The 22,155-nt window shown below is 71.5% G+C and carries 11 protein-coding genes; 5 read left to right on the forward strand and 6 right to left on the reverse strand.

Annotated features, from left to right (window positions below; genetic code table 11):
• Positions 1–47: 47 nt before the first annotated feature.
• Complete coding sequence (locus OG207_RS12125) at positions 48–5,648, reverse strand: type I polyketide synthase (protein ID WP_329098511.1); 5,601 nt, start codon at positions 5,646–5,648, stop codon at positions 48–50.
• Positions 5,649–5,987: 339 nt separating this feature from the next.
• Between OG207_RS12125 and OG207_RS12130 the strand changes: the two genes are divergently transcribed.
• Positions 5,988–6,755, forward strand: a complete 768-nt coding sequence (locus tag OG207_RS12130) for a thioesterase II family protein (protein ID WP_329098512.1) — start codon at positions 5,988–5,990, stop codon at positions 6,753–6,755.
• 76 nt (positions 6,756–6,831) lie between these two features.
• Here the strand turns inward: OG207_RS12130 and OG207_RS12135 are convergent, their stop codons facing one another.
• Positions 6,832–9,744, reverse strand: coding sequence for a helix-turn-helix transcriptional regulator (locus OG207_RS12135; protein ID WP_329098513.1), 2,913 nt, complete (start codon positions 9,742–9,744; stop codon positions 6,832–6,834).
• A 223-nt stretch (positions 9,745–9,967) separates the two neighbouring features.
• Between OG207_RS12135 and OG207_RS12140 the strand changes: the two genes are divergently transcribed.
• The 4 genes from OG207_RS12140 to OG207_RS12155 all read left to right on the forward strand — a co-directional run bounded on the left by OG207_RS12140 (position 9,968) and on the right by OG207_RS12155 (position 13,655).
• Positions 9,968–10,900 (forward strand): metallophosphoesterase family protein, encoded by a 933-nt coding sequence (locus OG207_RS12140; RefSeq protein ID WP_329098515.1) that lies wholly within the window; start codon positions 9,968–9,970, stop codon positions 10,898–10,900.
• A complete protein-coding gene (locus tag OG207_RS12145) occupies positions 10,897–11,715 on the forward strand; it encodes a 4'-phosphopantetheinyl transferase family protein (protein WP_329098517.1) in 819 nt (272 codons plus the stop codon). The genes OG207_RS12140 and OG207_RS12145 overlap by 4 nt, the downstream gene beginning before the upstream one ends.
• Before the next feature lie 50 nt (positions 11,716–11,765).
• On the forward strand, positions 11,766–12,812 hold the full coding sequence (locus OG207_RS12150; RefSeq protein ID WP_329098519.1) for a fatty acid desaturase family protein: 1,047 nt from the start codon (positions 11,766–11,768) through the stop codon (positions 12,810–12,812).
• Positions 12,813–13,022: 210 nt separating this feature from the next.
• Positions 13,023–13,655, forward strand: a complete 633-nt coding sequence (locus OG207_RS12155; RefSeq protein WP_329098520.1) for a hypothetical protein — start codon at positions 13,023–13,025, stop codon at positions 13,653–13,655.
• A gap of 142 nt (positions 13,656–13,797) precedes the next feature.
• Here the strand turns inward: OG207_RS12155 and OG207_RS12160 are convergent, their stop codons facing one another.
• From OG207_RS12160 to OG207_RS12175, 4 genes are read right to left on the reverse strand one after another with little or no spacing between them, the layout of a single operon-like run.
• Positions 13,798–15,021, reverse strand: coding sequence for a TIGR02679 family protein (locus tag OG207_RS12160; RefSeq protein WP_329098522.1), 1,224 nt, complete (start codon positions 15,019–15,021; stop codon positions 13,798–13,800).
• A gap of 11 nt (positions 15,022–15,032) precedes the next feature.
• Positions 15,033–19,163: a TIGR02680 family protein gene (locus tag OG207_RS12165; protein WP_329098524.1), complete on the reverse strand. Its 4,131-nt coding sequence runs from the start codon at positions 19,161–19,163 to the stop codon at positions 15,033–15,035.
• Positions 19,160–20,398: a TIGR02678 family protein gene (locus tag OG207_RS12170; RefSeq protein WP_329098525.1), complete on the reverse strand. Its 1,239-nt coding sequence runs from the start codon at positions 20,396–20,398 to the stop codon at positions 19,160–19,162. The genes OG207_RS12165 and OG207_RS12170 overlap by 4 nt, the downstream gene beginning before the upstream one ends.
• Positions 20,395–21,957: a TIGR02677 family protein gene (locus tag OG207_RS12175; protein ID WP_329098527.1), complete on the reverse strand. Its 1,563-nt coding sequence runs from the start codon at positions 21,955–21,957 to the stop codon at positions 20,395–20,397. Before OG207_RS12175 ends, OG207_RS12170 begins: the two co-directional genes overlap by 4 nt.
• Positions 21,958–22,155 lie beyond the last annotated feature (198 nt).

The following is a 22,155-nucleotide window of genomic DNA, read 5'->3' on the forward strand; positions in this document are numbered from 1 at the left end:
TCAACCGTTCTTGGAGTGGCCGGGGTTCAGCGGGCGGTCCTGCTCCGTCACCCGATGCCGAGTTCGTTGTCGAGGAATTCGAAGAGTTCGTCGTCACTGGCCTCACCGAAGTCCTGGGCGTCCTGGGCGGACTCCCCGACCTGGCCGCCGCGGGTCTCGCTCCAGCGCCGCAGCAGGTCCTTCAGCCGGGTGGTGACGGCGTCGTGGTCGTGGGCCCGGTCGACCTGCGCCAGCGTCGTCTCCAGCTGATCGAGTTGGGCCTCCAGCGATTGCGGTGTGCCGACGCCGGCCGGGGCGATCTCCGCGGCCAGGTGCTGGACCAGCGCGGCGGGCGAGGGGAAGTCGAAGACGAGGGTGGTCGGCAGGCGCAGCCCGGTGGCCTTGTTCAGCAGGTTCCGCAGCTCCACGGCGGCCAGTGAGTCGAAGCCCATGTCCTTGAACGCCCGGTCCGGGTCGACCGAGTCGGCGGACTCGTGGCCGAGCACCCCTGCGACGTTCGCACGGACGAGGGCGAGCAGCTGACGCCTGCGGTCGGTCTCGGACAGCACGGACAGGCGCTGGGCGAGCCCCTGGCCGGCGGGGGCGGCCGGAGCAGCGGGCCGGGCGGCGGAGCGCCGGGACCTGGTGCGGGGGTGGCTCAGCGCGCGCAGTACTGCGGGCACTTCGTCGGTGTGGTCGGCGAGTGCCGGCAGGTCGAGCCTGATCGGCACGAGTGCGGCGCCGCCGTCGGCGAGCGCGGCGTCGAGCAGGGCGAGTGCCTCCTCGCTCTCCAGTGGCGGCATGCCGAGGCGGTGCAGCCGCCCGAGGTCGGCGGCGCCCAACTGCCCGGCCATGCCGCTGGTGGAGGCCCACAGCCCCCAGGCGAGGGAGAGCGCCGGCAGGCCGGCCGCGCGGCGGTGCTCGGCCAGGTCGTCCAGGAAGACGTTGGCGGTGGCGTAGTTGGCCTGTCCGGCGCCGACCAGCAGTCCGGCCGCCGACGAGAACAGCACGAAGGCGGTCAGGTCCAGGTCGCGCGTCAGCTCGTGCAGGTGCCAGGCGGCGTCGGCCTTGGGCCGCAGTACGGTGTCGAGCCGCTCGGGGGTCTGGGCGGCCACGACCCCGTTGTCGGTGACGCCCGCGGTGTGCAACACGCCGGTCAGCGGCCGGTCTGCGGGGATCCGCTCCAGGACGGCGGCGAGCGCTTCCCGGTCGGAGGCGTCGCAGGCCTCGACGGTGACGCTCGCGGCGCCCGAAGCGGTGAGTTCGGCGCGGAGTTCGGGCACGCCGGGGGCGTCCGCGCCGCGGCGGCTGAGCAGCAGGAGGTGGCGTACGCCGTGGGCGGTGACGAGGTGGCGGGCCGTGAGGCCGCCGAGGCCGCCGGTGCCGCCGGTGACCAGGACCGTTCCGTCGGCGCCGAAGGCGGCGGGGGCGCCGTCCCGGCCGGACGCGGCGACCCGGGCCAGGCGGGGCACGAACAGGGCGCCGTCGCGGACCGCGACCTCGGGTTCGCCGGTCAGTGCGGCGTGCCGCAGCGCGCCGAGCGTGCCGTGGGCCGCGTCCCAGTCGAGCAGCGTCAGTCGTCCCGGGTTCTCCGACCGTGCCGAGCGCACCAGGCCCCACACCGGCCCCGCCGTCAGATCGGCGACGGTGCCGGCGGCGGCCACGGCGCCCGAGGTCAACACGACCAGCCGGGCCGGCTCGAAGCGGTCGTCCGCCAGCCACGCCTGGACCTCCGCCAAGACCCGCCCCGCGGTGGCGCGCAGGGCGCCGGGTACGTCGGAGTCGTCGCCGGCCGGCACGGTGAGCAGCACCGTCTCGGGCAGCGGTGTGCCCGCGTCCAGTGCGGCGCCGAGCGCCGCCACGTCCGGGAAGGCGGTGGCCAGCCGACCCGCGACCGCGGTCCACGGCGCGGCGACCGGGCCGACCACGGCCCAGCGGGTCACGGCCCCGGCGCCGTCGGCCGACGGCCGGGGGTCGCCGCCCGGCTTCCGCCGGTCGAGTTCCTGCCAATCGAGCCGGAACAGCGACTCGACGGTCTCGGCCCGGGTCAACCGGAGCTGGTCGTCGGAGACCGGCGGCGCCACCAGCTGCTCCACGGAGGCGATGGGCGCGCCGGTCACGTCGGCCACGTCGACGCGTGCGGAGTCGGGGCCCGTCGAGTCGACCCGTACCCGGACCGTGGTGGCGCCCGCGGCGAACAGCGAGACGCCCTGCCAGGAGAACGGCAGTCTGGGCACGCCCGACCCGTCGGGCTCCACGAACAGCGAGGCGTGGAAGGAAGAGTCGAGGAGCGCCGGGTGGAGTCCGAAGGCCTCGCCGTCGGCGCGGGCGTCCTTGGGCAGCGTGACCTCGGCGAACACCTCCCGGCCGTTACGGGTCCAGGCTCGGCGCAGCCCCTGGAACACCGGGCCGTAGCCGTAGCCCCGGCCGACGAGTCCCTCGTAGGCGCCCTCGAGGGACACTTCCTCGGCGTTCTCGGGCGGCCAGACGGTCAGGTCGTAGGGGTCGGGGCGGCCGTTGCCGCCCAGTACGCCCTCGGCGTGCCGGGTCCAGCCGGTGTCGGGGTCCGCGTCCTCGGGCTGGGAGTACACCGACAGGGAGTGCCGCCCGGAGCCGTCGGAGGGCCCGACGACGACCTGGAGGCGTACACCGCCCTGCTCGGGGATCACCAGGGGCGCCCCGATGGTCAGTTCCTCGACGACCTCGCAGCCGGCCTGGTCGGCGGCCCGGACCGCCATCTCGACGAAGGCGGTGCCGGGCAGCAGGACCGTGCCGAACACGGCGTGGTCGCCGAGCCAGGGCTGGGTGTCGAGGCCGAGGCGTCCGGTGAGAACGACGCCGTCGGAGTCGGGCTGTTCGACGGAGGCGCTGAGCAGGGGGTGGGCGGAGGGCAGCTGTCCGAAGGCCGCCGCGTCGCCGAGGACGCGCCCGTTCGTGTCGTCGAGCCAGTAGCGCTCGCGCTGGAACGCGTAGGTGGGCAGGTCGACCCGGCGTGCCCCGGAACCTTCGAACACCGCGGTCCAGTCCACGTCGACGCCGGCCCGGAAGGCCTGGGCGAGCGCGGTCAGCAGGGTCTGCGCCTCGGGGCGGTCCTTGCGCAGGGCGGGGACGAGGAGTACGTCCCCGGTCTCCTCCAGCAGGGGCCTGGCCATCGCGGAGAGCACGCCGTCGGGCCCCAGCTCGATCAGCCGGGTGACGCCCGCGGCTTCGAGGGCGCCGACGCCGTCGGCGAAGCGGACCGCTCGGCGGACGTGGCGCACCCAGTACTCGGGATCGCCCAGCTCACCGGCTTCGGCGAGCCGTCCGGTCACGCAGGAGACGACGGCGATGCGCGGCTCGGCGAACTCCAACTCCTCGACCACCTGCCGGAACTCATCCAGCATCGGCTCCATCAGCGGGGAGTGGAAGGCGTGCGAGACGGCGAGCCGTGCGGCGGAGACGCCCTGCAGCTCCAGCGCGGCGACGATCTCGTCGACGGTGGCCTCTGCGCCGGAAAGCACCACGGAGGCGGGACCGTTGACGGCGGCGATGCCGACCAGGTCCTCCTTTCCCTCGATCAGCGGCAGTACGTCGGATTCGGCGGCCCGGACGGCGGCCATCACGCCACCGGCGGGCAGCGCCTGCATCAGCCTGCCGCGCGCGGCGACCAGTCGGCAGGCATCCTCCAGGGACAGGACCCCCGCGACGTGGGCCGCGGCGATCTCGCCGACGGAGTGGCCGGCCAGGAAGTCGGGGCGTACGCCGAAGGATTCCAGCAGCCGGAAGAGCGCCACTTCGATCGCGAACAGCGCGGTCTGGCTGTACGTCGTCTGCTTCAGCAGCTCCTGATCGCCGGAGACGACCTCGCGCAGCGGACGGCCGAGCTCCTTGTCGAGCAGGGCGCACACCGCGTCGAAACTCTGGGCGAAGACGGGGAACCGGTCGGCGAGTTCGAGGCCCATGCCGACCCGCTGGCTGCCCTGGCCGGTGAACAGGAACGCCGTGCGGCCCTCCGACCGGGGGGTGCCGGGGGGCTCCTCGCCGACAGCGATCTTCTCCAGGCCCACGAGCAGTTCGGTGCGGTTCGTGCCGAGCACCGCGGCGCGGTGGTCGAGTACGGCTCGGGTGGAGGCCAGTGAGAAGCCCACGTCGACCGGGGTGCGGTCGGTGCCAGTCGCGAACGCGTGCAGCCGCGCCGCCTGTGCGCGCAGCGCCTCGGCGGTGCTGCCGGAGAGCACCCAGGGCACGGGGACGGCCGAGGGCCATTGCCCGGTCTCCGCCGGGGCCTCGGCCGGCGCTTCCCGGGGGGCTTCCTCGATGATGACGTGGGCGTTGGTGCCACTGATGCCGAAGGACGAGATGCCGGCCCGGCGGGGGGTGTCCGTCCCGGTCTTCCAGGGCTGCTCCTCGGTGAGGAGCGTGACGTCGCCCGCGGTCCAGTCGACGTGGGAGGACGGGGCGTCGACGTGCAGCGTCCTGGGCAGCACGCCGTGCCGCATCGCCATGACCATTTTGATGACGCTCGCGGCCCCGGCGGCGGCCTGGGTGTGTCCGAGGTTGGACTTGACCGAGCCGAGCCACAGCGGGCGGCCCTCCGGTCGCTCCTGGCCGTACGTGGCAAGGAGCGCCTGCGCCTCGATGGGGTCGCCCAGGGTGGTGCCGGTGCCGTGCGCCTCGACCACGTCCACGTCGGCGGCCGACAGTCCGGCGTTCGCCAGCGCGGCGCGGATGACGCGCTGTTGGGAGGGACCGTTGGGGGCGGTCAGGCCGTTGCTCGCACCGTCCTGGTTGACGGCGGAACCAGTGACGACCGCGAGCACCTGGTGACCGTTCCTGCGCGCGTCCGAGAGGCGCTCCACGAGGAGGACGCCGACTCCCTCGCCCCAGGCCGTGCCGTCCGCGGCCTCCGCGAACGCCTTGATCCGGCCGTCGGCGGCGAGACCGCGCTGCTGGCTGAACTCGACGAAGGTCTCCGGCGTCGGCATGACGGTCACCCCGCCCGCGAGGGCCAGGTCGCACTCGCCGCGGCGCAGTGCGTTCGCCGCCCAGTGCAGGGCCACCAGGGAGGAGGAGCAGGCGGTGTCCACCGAGACGGCGGGGCCCTCCAGGCCGAGCGTGTAGGCGATGCGCCCGGACACGACGCTGCCGGTGTTGCCGTTGCCGATGTACCCCTGGAGCTCGTCGGGGACGACGCTCAGGCGCGAGGCGTAGTCGTGGTACATCACGCCGGCGAACACCCCGGTCCTGCTGCCCTTGAGGGACGACGGGACGATGCCCGCCCGCTCGACGGCTTCCCAGGACGCTTCCAGGAGCAGTCGCTGCTGCGGGTCGGTGGCCAGCGCCTCGCGCGGGCTCATGCTGAAGAACTCGGCGTCGAAGTCGGCGGCGTCGTGCAGGAACCCGCCCGACCTCGCGTACGTCCTGCCGGGCTTCCCCGGCTCCGGGTCGTAGATGTCCCGTGCGTCCCAGCCGCGGTCGTCCGGGAACTCGGAGACCCCGTCCGCGCCTTCGGCCACCAACTGCCACAGGTCCTCGGGCGACCGTACGTCGCCCGGGAAACGGCAGCTCATCCCGACGATCGCGATCGGCTCATTTTCTCGGCGCTCGGTTTCCCGAAGTTGTCGGCGAACCTCCCGAAGATCGGCGGTCGCCCGCTTCAGGTAGTCGAGAAGCTTCTCCTCGTTCTCCACGCCAATGTCCCCTCAAGATCCGGCCAGGAATTCAAAATGCTTGAGAGCTGAATCCCCAACGGCTCGAAATCAAGACACGTCGGATAAACACCCCCGCGGCGCATACGCTCGTACGCTACGCAGGCCAAGTCCCGCATCCCACCCCTAGTCCGCCCCTATTCGCCCCTAAGGAGACGGCACCCACCGGGCCGGATCGGCCGTGCGACCACTATCCATTACAGGCCCTCTTGCACAGCCCGGACACTACCCAATAGCCTGCGCCAGGAAGACATCAGAAATATCTACGTTGCGGAATTCCATTTCACCGCAGTCACGTCAGGGAGAGGGCGGTCAAGAACCATGGGAGAGGCCACCGGAGGCACCAGTCCGTGGATTCGGCAGTTTCATCCGGCTCCTGCCGCGCCGGTCCGGCTGATCCTCTTCCCGCACGCGGGCGGTTCGGCTTCGTTCTATTTCCCGGTGTCCCGCACGCTCGCACCGGCGGTCGACGTCGTCGCGATCCAGTACCCGGGCCGGCAGGACCGCAGGCACGAGGAGGGCATCGGTGACCTGCACGACCTGGCCGAGGCCCTCGTCGCGGAGCTGCGGCCCCTGGCGGACAGGCCGCTGATGCTGTTCGGACACAGCATGGGTGCCACGCTGGCCTTCGAGGTGGGCCGTCGACTGGAGCAGGAAGGGATCGTTCCGCTGGCTCTCTTCGCCTCGGGCCGCCGGGCGCCGGGGCGGGCCAGGGACGAGACCGTGCACCTGCGGGACGACGAGGGACTCGTGGACGAGCTCAAGGAGTTGAGCGGTACGGAGCCGGGCGTGCTCGGGGACGAGGAGCTTCTCCGGATGATCCTGCCGGCCATTCGCAGCGACTACCGGGCCGCCGAGACGTACCGCTACCGGCCGGGACCCGATCTGAGCTGCCCCGTCCACGCGTTGGTGGGCGACAACGACCCGAAGGTGACCGTGGACGAGGCCCGTTCCTGGTCGGATCACACGAGTGGGCCATTCGATCTGAGGGTGTTCGACGGTGGGCACTTCTATCTCGCCCCGCACGCGGCCACGGTCAATCGCCTGCTCGCCGACTGCGCGGCAGCACATCCGGCCGGCGCCGCCTAGCGGGCGCGCGGGGATCACTCTGCGAATGATCCCCGCGGCGCTCCGACTGCCGTGCCCGTCGGGCGGGTCGGGTCGATCAGCCGCCCGACGCGTGTGCGCGGGAGGCTTCGCCCTGTCCCGCGGAACCGTTCGCCGGGACGCCGAGGTCGTCGTCCTGCTCAAGGGGCGCCTTGCCCGGTTCGCGGCGCAGGGACAGCCCCTCCAGCAACTCGTCACGATTGCTGACCTGGAGCTTGCGGTAGATCCGGGTGAGGTGCTGCTCGACCGTGCTCACCGTGATGTACAGCTTGCGGGCGATCTCCCGGTTGGTGTGGCCCACGGCGGCCAGGGTGGCGACGCGGCGCTCGGCATCACTGAGCGCCGTGGAGGCGTCGTCCTCCTTGACCTCCGTCTCCTCCTTCGCCGACACGAAGGCGTCTCCGGACAGACCCCGCAGGAGTTGCATCGATACGGCGTCCCTGTGGCACAGCTTCGCCTCCTGCACGGCGCGGCGGCCGACGGTGCGGGCCTGCCCGAAGTCCCCGAGCGTGTGGTGAGCCCTGCTGAGGTCGGCCAGGGCCCGTACGAGTTCGAGGCGGTTGCCGGAACTCTGCAGGAGGTCCACGGCCTTCTTCAGCAGCTTCGGACGCTGGCTGATCTCGCTGGCCGCCGCCTGCACCCGGATGGAGATGCCTCGGATGAACGCGCCCTGCGCTCCGGGGCGTTCCATCTGGCGCGCCACCAGCTCCCGGGCCACCTCGGGCCGGGCGAGGCGCAGGTACGCCTCGGCGAGGTCGCTGCGCCACGGCATCAGTATCGGTACGTCGGCCTCCCAGGCCCGGACCTTCTGCCCGCAGGCCTGGAAGTCGCTGAGGGCCACCAGCGCACGGTCGACGGCAAGGTGATGATGTCCTCTGGCCCGCAGGTAGAGGGTGCCGAACGCCGTGTCGAACATGGCTTCGGGGACCAGGTGGTTGAGCAGTTCCGCCGCGCGCTCGTGCCTGCTCAGTGCCGTGTTGACCATCACCAGCGTGCTGATCGGCAGGCCGATCAGCACTCCCCAGCTCTTGGCCTGGAGGCGTCCGAACGCGGCCTCGGCCTGCGCTTCGGCGATGGCCAGGTCCCCCTGGCGCAGGGCGATTTCCGCTCGTACGCTGCCGAGCACCGCCTGCCAGGTGTTGGCCCGGCGCCGCACGGCCTCCTCGATCAGCCCGTCGCACCACATCGCGGCGAGATCGGGGCGGCCCGAGAACTGCAGGGCGAGCAGCGCGAACGCGATGATCTCCAGTGTGGTGTCGTTGAGCCGGCAGCCCTGGAGGATGTATTCGGCGCTGGTGACCGCGGCGTCCTCGGTTTCGCTCTCCAGGACGTTGGTGAGCGTCGCGGTGGCACGCGCCCAGGGGTTGCCGACGGAGCCGCCCAACTCGGGGTGGCCGAGGACCATGCGGCCTCCCTCCTGCGGCGGGATCCGGTTGCCCGGGCCGCACATCGACTGGAAGATCAGGCTCAGCTCCGCGGTGAGCTGCGCGTCGTCCAGGTCTCCCGCCTGGTACAAGATCTTCCGGGCCTCCGTCGCCCCTTCGAAGTCGCCCTGCCAGAGCAGGTAGCGGATGACGTTGACCACGTCGCGGCCCATGAGGTCGCCGCTGCGCACGGCGGCCTGGAGGGCGTCTATGTGCGGCAGGATCGTGGCCGGGTTGATCCGCCAGGCGGCGCGGGCCAGCATCGCCGTGATGGCGACCCGCTCGGCGTCGGTCGTGCAGGCCTCCAGGGCGAGTTCGAGGCACTTGAGCGCGTGTTCGGCGTCATTGCCGGCGAGCGCCTGGGCCGCGGCGTCCCGCAGTACCTCCATGGCCCAGCGGCCGACCGCCCTGTCCGCCGCGATCAGGTGCTTGGCGATCTCCGCGGTGCTGGAGCCGAGCTTGTGCAGCAGTTCGGCGCAGTGTCCGTGGAGCTGCGAGCGGCTCTCCACCTCCAGGCCTTCGAGCACGGCGGCGGCGACGGGGGCGGGGAATCCGGACGCGCCGCGCAGCCCGGACGTACCGAGGATGTCGAGCATCTCTGCGACTTGCTCCGGCATCATCCCCAGCAGCCTGCCGATCAGCGCCGGGGAGGCGTACTCCCCCAGCACCGCCTGCCCCTGGGCGACTTCGAGGAGCGCCGGCTCCCAACGGTGCAGACAGCCGCGGACGGCCTGGCCGAACGCGACGCCGGGCAGCACCTCGGTGAAACCGGACGCCTCGGACCCGTCGGAACGTTCCTGGATGTCCTCGATGAGCGCGCGCAGCAGCATGGGGTTGCCGCCGGTCAACTCGAAGCAGGAGTTGACGAAGGTGTCCGGTACCCCGGACCCGAGTGCGTGTACGAGCAGCTCCCGGACGCCGATGCGCGACAGGGCGTCCAGCCTGATGCGGTGGTGCGGCTGCCGGGTGGTCTCGGCATGGAAGAAGGGTCGGGCCAGCCGGGGCCTGGACCATTCGTTGAGCACCATCAGGACGCCCGCGGAGCGGATCCGTCGCTGGAGGTACAGCAGGACCTGCAGCGAGGCCGAGTCCGCGAAGTGGACGTCGTCGATGCCGATCACCACGGGCCGCTCGACAGCCAGGTCCATGATCAGGGCGCACAGTTCGTGGACTCCCTGGACGTCGCTGTGCCGGAGCTCGTCCGGCTCCGCACCGGCCTCCCCGGGCCCCGAAGCCACCACCGGGACCAGCTCCGACATCTGGGCGGTGACCTCGGCCGGCAGGCCGGCGTGCTGGAACAGCTGGCTGATGACGCCCATCCGCAGGGACTGCTCGGCCTTGGCGCCCGTCGCCCCGAGAACCAAAGCGCCGCTCTCAGCGGCCCGACCTAAGAATGTGTCCAGTAACTCGGTTTTTCCGCTCGCCAGCACCCCACTGACCAGTACAACATTCCCAACCCCGTCATTACATTCATCCAGAAGACCCTCCAGGGTATCCAGAGCACTGACCCGTTCTGCCTCAAAAACTCGCTTTAACGAGATGTTCACTAGGCCCCCCCTCCACCTTCACACCTCAGTGCATTCTCAATGTCTTCTTCTACACCGTCACCAACTCCCCCCGCAGTGACCCAGATCACAAGCCCGGCCGGCAACCCTTGCGCGGCCGAGGCTGCCGCCTTTCCGGCCCCCCTCACTTAGGGGGTCACAGGGGTACCACTAGGGGGAGCACATTGCCTAATTTGTCCATCTTTCCACTTTCACTGCTCCCACCATGGCCGACCGCCGTGAAAACAACTCGAAGGATGAAAGCATCTTGCCGGAATACAATTCCTCACGGAATATCGGAGAAGGGTCGAACGGCAGAGGTCCAAGGAAGCTCCTCGCCGTCAGCGATCTCCACGCCGGTATATCGGAGAACCAAAACCTCGTAGCGGGCCTGCATCCGACGTCCGATGACGACTGGCTGCTTGTCGCAGGTGACGTCGGCGAGATCAGCACGGATATCGAGCGGACGCTCGGGCTCCTGGCAGGGCGTTTCGCCAAGGTCGTCTGGGCGCCGGGCAATCACGAGTTGTGGACGGTCCCGCAGGACCCCCTCCAGCTGCGCGGCGAGCAGCGGTACCGCCACCTCGTGGAGCTCCTGCGGAGCCTGGGCGTGGTGACGCCGGAGGATCCGTATCCCGTCTGGGAAGGCCCTGGCGGACCCTTGACCGTCGCACCGCTCTTCGTCCACTACGATTACAGTTTCCGCACCGACCCGACGCTGACCAAAGAAGAATCCCTGGCCCGCGCGAGTGACGCGGGAATTGTCTGTACGGACGAATACATGCTGCATCCCGAGCCCTATGCCAGCATGGAGGACTGGTGCCGTGAACGGGTCGCGTACAGCGAAAGGCGTCTGGCCGAAGTTGATCCCGGGGCACCTCTTGTCCTGGTGAATCACTATCCGCTGGTACCTGACCCCACCCATGTACTTCATTACTCGGAGTTCGCCCAGTGGTGCGGCACGCAGCTGACCAGCGACTGGCACCGCAGGTATTCCACGGCGGCGGTGGTCTATGGCCATCTCCACATCCCGCGCACCACCTGGTACGACGGCGTGAGATTTGAAGAAGTCTCCATTGGATATCCCCGCGAGTGGCGCGCCCGAGGGCTGGTCCGCGGCACGCTGCGTGAAATATTTCCGAACTGGGAGCAACGGTGATAGAGGAGATCGTGCCCGCGACGGTTGCCTGCGCAGACCGTTTCGACGACGCGGACCCCGTCTCACCGTTCCCTCAGGAGAAGGCGGTGGTCGCCGGCTCCGTGGACGAGCGCCGGCGGTCGTTCCACACCGCGCGGCACTGCGCCAGGATCGCCATGGCCCAACTGGGGGTGCCCGCCGCGCCGGTGCTTCCCGGCGAGCGGGGCGAACCGCTGTGGCCCACCGGCACGGTCGGCAGCATGACCCACTGCGCCGGATACCGCGCGGCGGTGCTCGCCACCGCCGGTGACGTACTCGCCGTCGGCATCGACGCCGAACCGCACCGGCCGCTGCCGGACGGCGTACTGGGCGCCGTGTCCCTGCCCCAGGAGCGCGGGATGCTGGCCGAGCGAGCGGCGCAGCGGCCCGAAATCCACTGGGACCGGCTGCTGTTCAGCGCCAAGGAGTCCGTGTACAAGGTGTGGTTCCCGCTGAACCGCAGCTGGCTCGATTTCGAGCAGGCGGACATCGTCCTGGACCTGGACGGCACGTTCACCGCCCGCCTCCTGGTGCCGGAGGGCCTACGGGTGAACGGCGACCGCGTCGGTCTGCTCTCAGGACGCTGGCTGGTCGGGGCGGGCCTCGGGCTCACCGCCATCACGCTGGAGGCACCGGGGGCGCGGCACACGTACAGGAGCACCGGAGAACCGACACCCGTACCGGACGACCGAGCGCCATGGCGCACGCGCAGAACGACCGAGGTCGTTCCGGCAACCCCTAGCGCCGGAACCGGGGCGCGGAGCGCCCGGGGCGGGGTCGGTCCTCCCCCGAAATAGGGGCCGTCACGGGATTCCGGCCCCCTGACCAGGACCGCAGACTTGCCGCCATGACGCTCGATGCTGCGATCACGCCAGATGCCCGGCCGGTCCCGCAGACGACCGGCAGCGATTTCGCCCGGTTGTCCCGCAGGATCGTCCAGGCCGGTCTCCTCGACCGGCGCCCGCTCTACTACACCGTCCGATTCACCCTCGTCGGCCTCGCCTACCTGGGTGGCTGCGCGGCGTTCGTCGCCCTCGGGGACTCCTGGTCGCAGCTGTTCGTCGCGTCGGTGATGTCCGTGGTGTTCGTTCAGGCCGCGCTGGTCACCCACGATCTGGCCCACCGGCAGGTGTTCAACAAGCGCCGGCCCAGCGAGGTGGGCGGTCTGATCGCGGCCAACTTCTTCGTGGGCATGAGCTACGGCTGGTGGATGAACAAGCACACCCGCCACCACGCCAACCCCAACCACGAGTTGAAGGACCCGGACGTCTCCCCGGACATCCTGGTGTGGTCCGAGCGCCAGGCGAAGGCGGCCACCGGGCTGCCGCGGTTCATGGGCAAGCACCAGTCCCGGCTGTTCTTCCCGCTGCTGACCCTGGAGGGCCTGAACCTCAGCTTCAACAGTTTCAAGGCGCTGCGCAGCCCGACGACGAAGCGCCCGGTCCTCGAAGGCTCCCTGCTCGTCGCGCACTTCGCGCTCTACTTCGGCGGGCTGTTCCTGGTCCTCTCCCCCGGCCTGGCCTTCGCCTTCATGGGCGTCCACCTCGGACTGTTCGGGGTGTTCCTCGGGTCGGTCTTCGCCCCCAACCACAAGGGCATGCCGATGCTCACCGAGGAGCACTCGCTGGACTTCCTGCGCCGCCAGGTCCTCACCTCGCGCAATGTGCGGGGCGGGCCGTTCGTCGACATCGCCATGGGCGGGCTCAACTACCAGATCGAGCACCACCTGTTCCCCAGCATGCCCACCCCGGCCCTGCGGCGGGCCCAGGTCATCACCGAGGCGTACTGCGCGGAACTGGGAATCCCCTACCACCAGACCGGATTGATCGCCTCGCACCGCGAGGCCCTGCGCCACCTGCGCAGCGTCGGCGACCCCCTCCGCGATGCCCGCTGAGCGCCTACGGAATCGACTCGGCGTCCATCGCCCCACTCACCGGCAAGCCGGGACAGGGGTGCGGCAGTCCGTACGCGATGCGGGGCCGCAGGGCCCCGCGTAGGGGATCGCCGCCCGCACTTTAGGGGTGACAAGTCGTGGTGGCTCGGATTCCCCGCCGCCTTCAATGGTCACCCACTCGGGTACCCCGCACAGCGTTGAGGAGCGGTGATGAACTTCCCTGCCATACCGACCGGAGCAAGTGCCTGGGACGCCATGATCGGCGACGGCTTCGCCCAGGCCCTCCAAGAGGGCCTCTCCCGGGCGACCCTGAAGACATCCGCGAAATCGACGACCGCGCGCACCACAGCCCCTCCCGCCGTCACCCCGCCCGCAGTCCCGCCGGCCGCCCTCGTCCCGACCGGCGTCACCCCACCCGCCCCCGCCGCCACGCGCCCTCCGGAACCGCCACCGGGGTTCTCCGACGCGGTGCTGCGCCGCTTCGAGGCGGCCCTGCCGGACGCGGTCGGCCAGGTGCTGCGCCGGGAGAGCGCGATGCTCCGCAACGTCCTGCGCCGGGCCCGCGCCCTCCTCTCGACGGCGCTCGCCATCCCCGCCGAACTCCCCGGCCCCGAACAGGCCGGGGACCCGCTGCCGCAGTACCGCACGGCGGCCTCCGTCCTGCTCCTGGAGTGCGTCGTGCTCGAAATGCTGGAGAGCGGCCACTCGGACCCCGATGCGGTACGGGCCCTGAGCGCGACGATCCGCGCGAACGAGGCGGCCGAGGCCGCGCCCCGACCGGCCCCCACCCGCGCCGAACGACTCAGAACCCCCGGCTCACTGCGCAAGCCCGCCGCGGCGTAGCCCGGCCGGCCCGGTCGAGGTAAGCGGAGACACCTCGCTGCCCCACCCGCTCACGGATAGCCGCGCACGCGGCTCCGGTGGGGTGCGTCGAGCGTCAGACGGGCGCCACGCCCCGGGCGGCCGAGCGCCGTCTGCCCATCCGTCATCGAGCCAGGTCGGACAGCAGTACGTCGAGTACGGTCTCCTCCTCGATGCGGACGCCCAGTTCCTCGAGCGCACCGGACAACCCCGGTGCCCAGGGAGCTTCGGCCGGTCGCCCGGTGAGGGGCGATCCGCCCGGGTGGGTGAGTGCCGCGGCCCGGTAGTCGGCCGTCGTATAGCGCCAGGGCAGCCACGGGACTCGGCGCAGCAGTCCGGATGCGATGCGCAAGCCTCCCCAGTCGAAGTCTCCGTGATAGTGCAGCGCGGTTCCGCCTTGGTGCAGGTGCCGCAAGAGGGTGACGGCCGCTACCGAAGGCTGTCCCTGGAGGCAGACCAACGGGGCGGAGTCGGCACCGTGGACGTCGGCCGCCGCCGCGAGCACGGTCGGGTTCTCGCAGATCCGGACCGACGGGGTTGAGCTGGCAAGAGGGTTGCGGATGAGCTGCCGCAGGGTCAGGACAGATGGCTCGCCCGCGTCAGCCGCCCAGTCCAGGGCGGGAGTGCCGCGCAGGTTCAGGGTGAGGACGGTCGAGGACAGCTCGTCTCGCAGCAGCCCGGCGGATGCCCAGGCCTCCCGGCGCCATTCGGCGCCCGCGCCATCGGGGAAGCCGGTCAGCGCTCGTATTCCGGCCAGGGTGACGGTTGCCCGGGGGGTGTCGTCGTCAAGAGCGTGGGCAGCGCCCAGGACCCGGGCCGCGAAGGCGGGGAGCGAGACGGGCGGGTCGGCGGGGAGGGCACGCAGGACGGTGACGACCTCGCCGAGGAGGCTGTGCGCGGCGGCAGGTGTGCCCACGAGACGTCGCAACAGACCGTCACCGCGCATACGAACGGTCCACGGGGCGAGGGCCGGGATCTCGTCCGCCAGGGCGTCCAGAGGGGCGTACGCCTCGTGCCAGGCCCGGGCATCGGCTACCTTCGCGCTGTCGAGCGCAACGACCGGCCCGGTGAGGGCCGTGACAGCAGCAGCAAGTCCAGCCGGGCTCACGCCGGAACGGCGCAGCACGGCGTCCACGTCGTCGAGCCGGACGGTCAGGGATCGGCCGCTGCCCGGAGAGCGGCCGAGCAGCCGTTCGGCCGCTGCCCGCTGCGCCTGGGTCGGGACACTGAGGGAAATCGGTCCCGTGAGTGACTGCTCGCGCTCCAGGCGCCGGCGTACCCGGTCGACCAGCCAGCTCAGGCCTGGGTCGCCCAAAAGGCGACGCAGGCGGACACTGTCGACGGGCACGCCGTCGGACCTCAGGTCCACAACGGCTCCGATCCGACCGCCTCCACCCGCGTTCCTACAGGCGCATCCGGAGGCCGCACCGGGTCCTCGCCGCGCCGCCGCCTCGTGCCGTCCCATTCCCAGCGGGTGACGAGTACCGCCGCCACCTCGTCGATCCGCGACAGCTGGGCGATGGCGACACCGGGCACCTGCGGGTAGCAGGCCCACTCGCGTTCGCTGGTCATCACCACGTCCAGATCGAACGCGTGGAGCAGTCCGAGGCACTTGGCGCGCGAGTCGTCGTCCACCCCTGCGAACGCCTCGTCGAGGGTGACCAGGCGCGGCGCGTACGGACTGGCCGCGCTGGCGTAGTGCGAGGAGGCCGCGGCGAACAGCGGCACGGACACCGCAAGGACCCGCTCACCGCCCGATGCCGGGCCGGTGGCCGGGACCCACCGACCGTGCTGGTGCCGCTCGACCCCGAATTCGTGCCAGGTGCGGTAGTCGAGTGCGACGGTGAGGTGTTCGAGCCAGCTGCCGGAGGTGTCGTCCGTCTGCTGCCTGGCGATCTGAGTCTGCAGGAACTCGCCCACGGCCGTCCGGTCCTCCGAAGTCCAGGCATCGGCGGACTGCCGCAACCGCTCGCGGGCCGGAAGAAGCCCGGACGGGGCCCTGCGAGAGGCCCGCCAGACGAGCCGCAGCTTCATGCCGGTGGAGGTGGGCCGGTGCTCCAGTTCGGCGTTCATGTCGCGCACCTGCCGTTCGGCGGCCCCGATGAGTTCCTGGAGGGTGCCCGCCACCTCGGTGATCAGGTGGGTTTCGAGGATCTCCCGTTCGTGGGACGAAAGGATGCGGGTGAGTTCGCCGACCTCGGTGCCAAGCGCCTCGGCCAGTTCCGGTACGGCGCGTTCCCTTCCCTGGAAGACGATGTCGACGACCATGCCGTCCTCGACCATCCGGGCGGAGGCGGTATGTCCGTGCCGGGACAGGGTGTCCTGCAGGGTCTTGAGTTCCTCGCTCAGTCGGCGCTGTACACGTTCCCAGGCAGCGTCCGAGTCGTCGACCGCGGACAGGCCCGACTCGATCGCGCGGGCGAACACGATCGCCGGGGTGGCCGCCCAGGGGCCGTCGTCGGCGGCCGGCACGGGGAACTCTGGTACGGCAACGGCGATCAGGCCGGTGGCAGTGAAGCGCTGGAGCCCCGCGATCGCCTCCGCGCGCGCCTCGGACGCGCCCGCGAGGCCCTTTTCCAACTGCTCGATGCGGCCTTCCGCCCTACTCGCGTCCCGGTCCGCCTCGGCGTGTTGCTTTCGGCTGAGCCGCTGATCCGCGTCACAGACGCGCAGAGCCTCGGCCGTCTCGGTGAGTCGCCGTTCGAGTTCGGCGACGGCGGAGCCGACGGTGGAGCGCAGCGTGGTGTGGCGCTCGTCCGCCGAGGCCGCCTCCCGCCCGGCCTCCTCGGCGCGCAGCATGAGTTCGGTGGTCCGCTCTTGTGCCTGCCCGGCCTCTACCCGTTCCTCCTCGGCCTGGCGGGCCGCCTCTCCACGTTCGCGCAGGGTCGGCCACAGGGCGGCCAAGGCCACGGCGAGGGAGTCATGTGCTCTGCGTACTTCGGCTAGTCCGACCCGGTCGTCGGGCAGCCCGAGTTCAGCGGCGGTCCCGGTGAGTTCGGTGGCTGCTGCCTCGGCCCGCTCGGCCGCCTCCAGGAGGTCTGCGGCCCGCTCCTCACCACGTAGGCGGGTCCGACGCACCGAATCGACGGCAGCGGCCACTTGGGCGTGCGCCCGGGCGAGGGGGGTCTCGTCGGGAACCCGGGACAGCTCGGCGTCGATGGTGCGGCGCCGCGCGGCCACGTCATCGGCCTGCGCCCCGACTTCATCGGACTTCTGCTGGAGCAGTCCGAGTTCGCCCCGCAGGACGGCGATACGAGCCCTCCGCGCAGCCTCGCGCGCTCCCTCACCGACGTACTCGGCAGCGGGTTTGGCCCAGCGGCCCGTGAGCGTGCCGACACGGAAGGACCCGTCCGACCCCGTCCAGGTGCCGGCTCCGCCCTCTCCTCCCGCACCGATGGTGCCGAGCAGCCGTGCCACCGTGGCCTCGCCCACCGTTGCCGCACGGGCGTCGCCCGCGTCCACCGCCGGACGCAGCAGTGCGCCGAGCGAGGTTCCGGTCACCGGCGCGGTGTTCGGCGAGAGGAGTACGTCGTGCCCCTCTGAGGTGAGGGTCGAGCCGTCGGGAAGCACCCACGCGTCCAGCAGCCCGGAGGCTTCCAGCGCGGCCTCCAGTCCGGCGCGCTCCTGGTCCGTGAGCTCCTCCCGGAAGTCCACCAGCCGCCACAGCGGTGCGCCGGGCAGTTGGTCACGCAGGCCCGGGGTGCGGGTGTGCGGGGGCTGGGGCCCGCGTCGGCCGCCCGCCTCCAGAGCGGTCAGCTCCTCCCGGACCCGGGCCGTGCGCGCTGCCAGCTCCGCCGCCCGGCGCGCCGCTTCGGCTGCCTGATCGGCCAGCAGTGCCGAGGTCTCGCCGTGGGCCCGTACCGCCCGTGTGCGGGCCGGGTAGGGCCCGTCGAGGTGCCCCGTCCACTCCTGGAGTTCGTCGAGCAGCCCGGTCAGGTCGGGGTAGGCCAGCTCGGTGCAGGCGCGGGCGTGTTCCCGTACGTCGTCCAGCAGGGCCTGCCCGGCCCGTACGGCGTTTTCCTCCGCCAGGCCGTGCGCCGCGGTGGTCTGGTCGAGATCGGCATTCGCCTCGTCGAGGCGGACGGATGCCCGGCGCCGGCCCTCGGCGGCGCGCTCGGCCTTCTCCGCGAGGTCCTCCGCGTGGGCGAGCGCGCGCTTGGCCCGGTCCGTCGCCTCCTCGGTCATCCGTCGCAGTTCGGACTCCGCCGGCCCGTCGTCCCCGGGCAGGTCGATCCGTGCGGCAGCGGCCGCCTCCCGTGCTTGAGCGAGTGTGCTCGCGGCCAGCCCGCCGGCGGCCCGCAGCCGGTTCTCGGCGGCCCCGAGCCGCCCGAGGGCCCGGGTGTGCAGCGCCGCTGCCTGGTCCCGGTCGTCCCGGGCACGGCCCAGGGCCCGCTCCGCGCGTTCCACCGCCTTGGCCGCTTGCTCCAGCTCCCGGGCGCTGCGCATCTCGGGGCCCTCGCGCAAGGCCGCGTCCTGGGCTCGCAGGCGGGCCTCGGCCTCCTCCAGGACCGAGATCCGTTCCTCGGCAGCCGCCCTGTCCTCCTGGGCACGTGTCTGTTGGGCCTGCGCCTCGGCGAGGTCGCGCTGCAGGTGCTCGTAGCGGGAGTGCTCGACGCGCGGGAGACGCGCGCGCCGCCGGGTGGCAATGCGTGCGTAGCGCCGGTAGTGGTCCAGGAAGGCGGTGGCGGCCCGCTCGGCGGCGGAGGCCGCGGCCAGTTCCTCCTTCTCCTCGTCCAGGGACCGGAATGCCTCGGCCACGTCGGCGATGACTGCCTGGTCCATGGGTGGCAGCGCCTCCGTGAGGGCCCGGGACAGAGCTGCCTCGTTGGGGCGCTTGGACAGCTGCGGCTGGCGCAGCTGGATGAGCAGGTCCACCAGTGCGCCGTACCGCTGCTCGCCGAGTCCGAAGAGTGCCTCGTCAATAGCCCTGCGGTAGGTCTTCGCCTGATCGTAGACCAGGCCGTAACCGGCGATGGCCTCGGCGAGCCGGTCCCGGGACAGCGCTGTGCCAGTGGCGTCGAGCAGGCTGAGTGACGTCTCGGCTGCGACAGCGGCGTCCCGGCCGTGGTCGACCCGCTGGGTGGTGAGCGCGTACCAATGGCGTGCGATGCCCCGCCCGCTGACCGCCTTGAGTCCGCAGAGCAGCGTACGGAAATGCTGCTCGCCGCTCGCCTCGTCCAGGCGGCCGAACTCGATCCAGGTGTAGCCGAGCCGCTCGGAGTGCGGATGCTCACCGCCGAGAAGGAGATTCCACTCCATCCGTTTGCCCGGGTCGCCGTCGGGTTCGACGCGGCGTGAGCTGAGGTCTCCGTCGAGCAGGAAGGGCAGGGTCAGGGCGAGCACCTTGGACTTGCCGGTGCCGTTGTTACCCCGCAGGAGCAGGCGACCGTCCTTGAAGTGGAACTCCTCGACGTCGTAGTGGAAGAGGTCGACGAGGCCGATGCGCATCGGTTGCCAACGGGAGCGCAGGGGGGTGGGGAGGCGGGTCACGGCTTGCGGGCCTTTCGCTGCGCGGGCATACGTGCGGTACCTGGTTCGAGTACGACGGTCTCGCCGACCGCGTACCGGGCGAGGGCCGGCCGTGGGGCCACACCGTGAGCCGTACGGGAGACCAGCCCGAGGGCAGCGAGCCGGGCGACGGCCTGTTCCACGAGGTCGGCCTCCATGCCGGGCTCCCGTGCGGACTTGGCCCAGAATCCGCCGTGTTCGGCGGCGAGTTCCCGGACTCTGACCGCCAGCTGTTCGGTGGCGACGGGACCGCCCGCCGCGGCCAGGTGCTCGGCGAGCAGCAGGGTGACGTGACCGTGGGTGCCCTGTTCGGGCATGCGGACGTCGGTGAGGTCGTCGTCGGGGTCGACCATCGCGATGCCCTCGGCGCGCACCTCGGGGACCAGTCCGGTCAGCTCGGTGATGCGTGCGGTGAGGAAGCCTCGCTGGCGGGTGAGGTAGCCGAGCTCGGCGTCGGTCAGCTCGTCGTAATAGAGCACGGGGTCGTCCAGCAGCCTGCGGGTCAGTGACCGTCGCATCGCGCGGAAGCGCAGTTCGTCGCTGTCCAGCGCGGTCTCGGCCACGAGTTCGGCCAACCGGTCCCCGAGAGCCTGCGCGTGCACGGTGGAGGGCCCGCGGCGCGCGGCGAGCAGCCCGGCCAGCACGCGCCGTTCCACGTCGTACAGGACGTCGCCCGCTCCGCTGACGTACGCGTCCTCGTCGCCGGCCACGCGCCGCAGCACGCCGAGTCCGAGCAGGAGCCGTACGACGGCGGCGAGGTCGAGGCGCTCGTCCCGGCGGTCCAGGGTGAACTGGATGCCCACTCGAACGAGGTGGGGGTCCGCGGCGTCGAGCACGACCTGGTCGGCGAGGCGGCCGAGCGCGATCTGGGCCTCGCCGCGTTCGAGGGCGGCGAGGGCGAGACAGAGAAGGACGTAGCGCCGCCGCGTGAACGGGGAGGCCGCGCGGGTCGCCTCGCGCGCGGGGTGCGTCGGGTCGCTGAGGACTCCCGGTATCTTCCGCAGGCGGGCGGCCTCGGCATCCGTCTGGAGCGACCATCCGGTATTGCGGTCGAACCACTCACGCAGTTCGGAGGCGTGTCGCCGGACGAGACGGAACTCGTCGGCGTACCGGCCATGAGCCAGCAAGAGAGGCTGCTTGACCAGGGCACGAGCAGCCTTGCGGAAGTCGGCTGCGTGTTGGCCGTCGAGCACCTCGGCGAGCGGAGTACTCGTCATCGGTCGCCGGCTCCGTCCGTCAGGTCGATGATCTCGATGAGGTGGTCGGGACCGCTGAAGACGCCGCCCGGCGTTCGGATCTCCGCCGTGCCGCCGTCGGCCAGCGCGGTGAGCCGGATCCCCATGGAGCCGTCGTTGCTGGTGGCAACGGTGTGGCGCATACCGGGCCTCCAGGTGGCCAGCGCGTCGCCGAGCAGTTGGAGGAACAGCCCGAAGGAGGCGGGATCGAGTTCACCGATTCCGGAGAGCCGGGTGATTCCGTCGGTGACGAGCCGGGCGCGCGCCGCCGCGGTTTCGGCGGCCTGCTTGGCGGCCACCTCGGCGAGTCCGCGGCGCCGCTCCTCCCGGTCCTCGACCTTGCGGGGTTTGCCGCGGCGCTCGTAGCTGCCGGTGCGGCGCAGCTGGGGGCTGATCCGCAGCGGCTCGGCTTCGGCCCACGGCGTGGATGCGGGCACGGGCCGCGCCGCACGGGTGGCCAGCGTCTCGGCGTCGACGGTGAGGTGGCGGGCGGGGTACAGCCCGAAGGCGGTGCGCCACAGCTGATGGCGGGCGTCGTCGTCGGGGGCCTCGGCGAACCAGCGGGCGAGGGTACGGAAGTCGGCGGACCGGTCGGAGCGCCCGGCCCTGCGCTCGTTCAGCGCCCGTACGACGGCCAGCAACTGCGGAATCGCCCCGAGCGCCCGGCCACGCAGCAGCCGGGCCTGCGACTCACGCCCGTCCCGGCTGATGAACCAGGCCGCGAGGCCGGCCCAGCGCCCAGCCCACCGTTCGTACGCCTCCTTCTCCGCGTGCTCGACCTCCTCCGGCGAGGCATCGGCCGCCTCACGGGCCGCGGCGGCCCGCAGCAGCGGCCCGATACTCCCCCCTTCCTCCAACTCCAGGATCAGGCGGGCGATGCGCCCACCGAGGGTGATCAGGTCCTGGATGAACCGCTCCAGGTACTGGATGAGCCGGTCCTTGTAGGCAAGGAAGACCTCCTCTTCCACATCGTGGAGGTCGATGGTCCGCTGCAAGGACCCCATGAAGGCGCGGGCGTTGTCGGCGAGCGCGGCAAACCGGCTGGCCAGCGCGTCAAGCGCCAGATGCGTTTTGGCCTGATCCGGCCGCTCCTCGGCCGCCAGCACGAGCAGGGCCCGCAACTGGGTCACGATGTCGTGCAGGGCGACGGCCTGCAGCGCCCCGCGCCGCCCGAGCGCCTCGTCGTAGACGCCCAGCGCCTCTTCGGCCGCTTCCCCGGCCCGGGTGAGCTGATAGATGAACCGCTTGCGGTAGAAATCCTCGACGGCGGTGACCCGCGCGGTATCGGGATCGGCGCGCAGATTCCCCCAACCGACGAGGCTGTCCAGCGCCTTCACCACGGCGTCGAGCTCGCCATGCCGCGCCTCGGCCGGCAGGGCGGCGTGCACGTCCTCCGGACGCAGATGGACGGCGAACCGCTCCTTGGCGACGACGAACGCCCGCATCACCTGCCGGTAGAGGCTCGTGTTCTGCACGGTGAGGTGGGCAAAGGGGCTGTAGCCGTCGGGGCGAGGTTCGGGGCCGGTGGTCGTGACGCTCATCGCGGCCATTGTCCCGCAGCGGACGGAGCGGACGACAGGGACGAAAGCACTTGGCTGATTCGCGATGCAGTCGGTGACCTCCCGGCCCCCGACCGGGCCGCACGTCGGACGTCGTCGATACCCTTGGCCGGCCGCGCACCCAGTCGTCGTCTGACCGTGCACACCCACTCGCGCACAGAACCGCGACCATCTTGCCCA

Origin of the sequence: Streptomyces sp. NBC_01439, assembly GCF_036227605.1 — a bacterium.
Lineage (GTDB): Bacteria > Actinomycetota > Actinomycetes > Streptomycetales > Streptomycetaceae > Streptomyces.

Coding starts and splice junctions, on each gene's coding strand:
- OG207_RS12175 (WP_329098527.1), bottom strand. CDS start 21,957: ATGAGCGTCACGACCACCGGCCCCGAACCTCGCCCCGACGGCTACAGC.
- OG207_RS12155 (WP_329098520.1), top strand. CDS start 13,023: ATGAACTTCCCTGCCATACCGACCGGAGCAAGTGCCTGGGACGCCATG.
- OG207_RS12170 (WP_329098525.1), bottom strand. CDS start 20,398: ATGACGAGTACTCCGCTCGCCGAGGTGCTCGACGGCCAACACGCAGCC.
- OG207_RS12150 (WP_329098519.1), top strand. CDS start 11,766: ATGACGCTCGATGCTGCGATCACGCCAGATGCCCGGCCGGTCCCGCAG.
- OG207_RS12130 (WP_329098512.1), top strand. CDS start 5,988: ATGGGAGAGGCCACCGGAGGCACCAGTCCGTGGATTCGGCAGTTTCAT.
- OG207_RS12140 (WP_329098515.1), top strand. CDS start 9,968: ATGGCCGACCGCCGTGAAAACAACTCGAAGGATGAAAGCATCTTGCCG.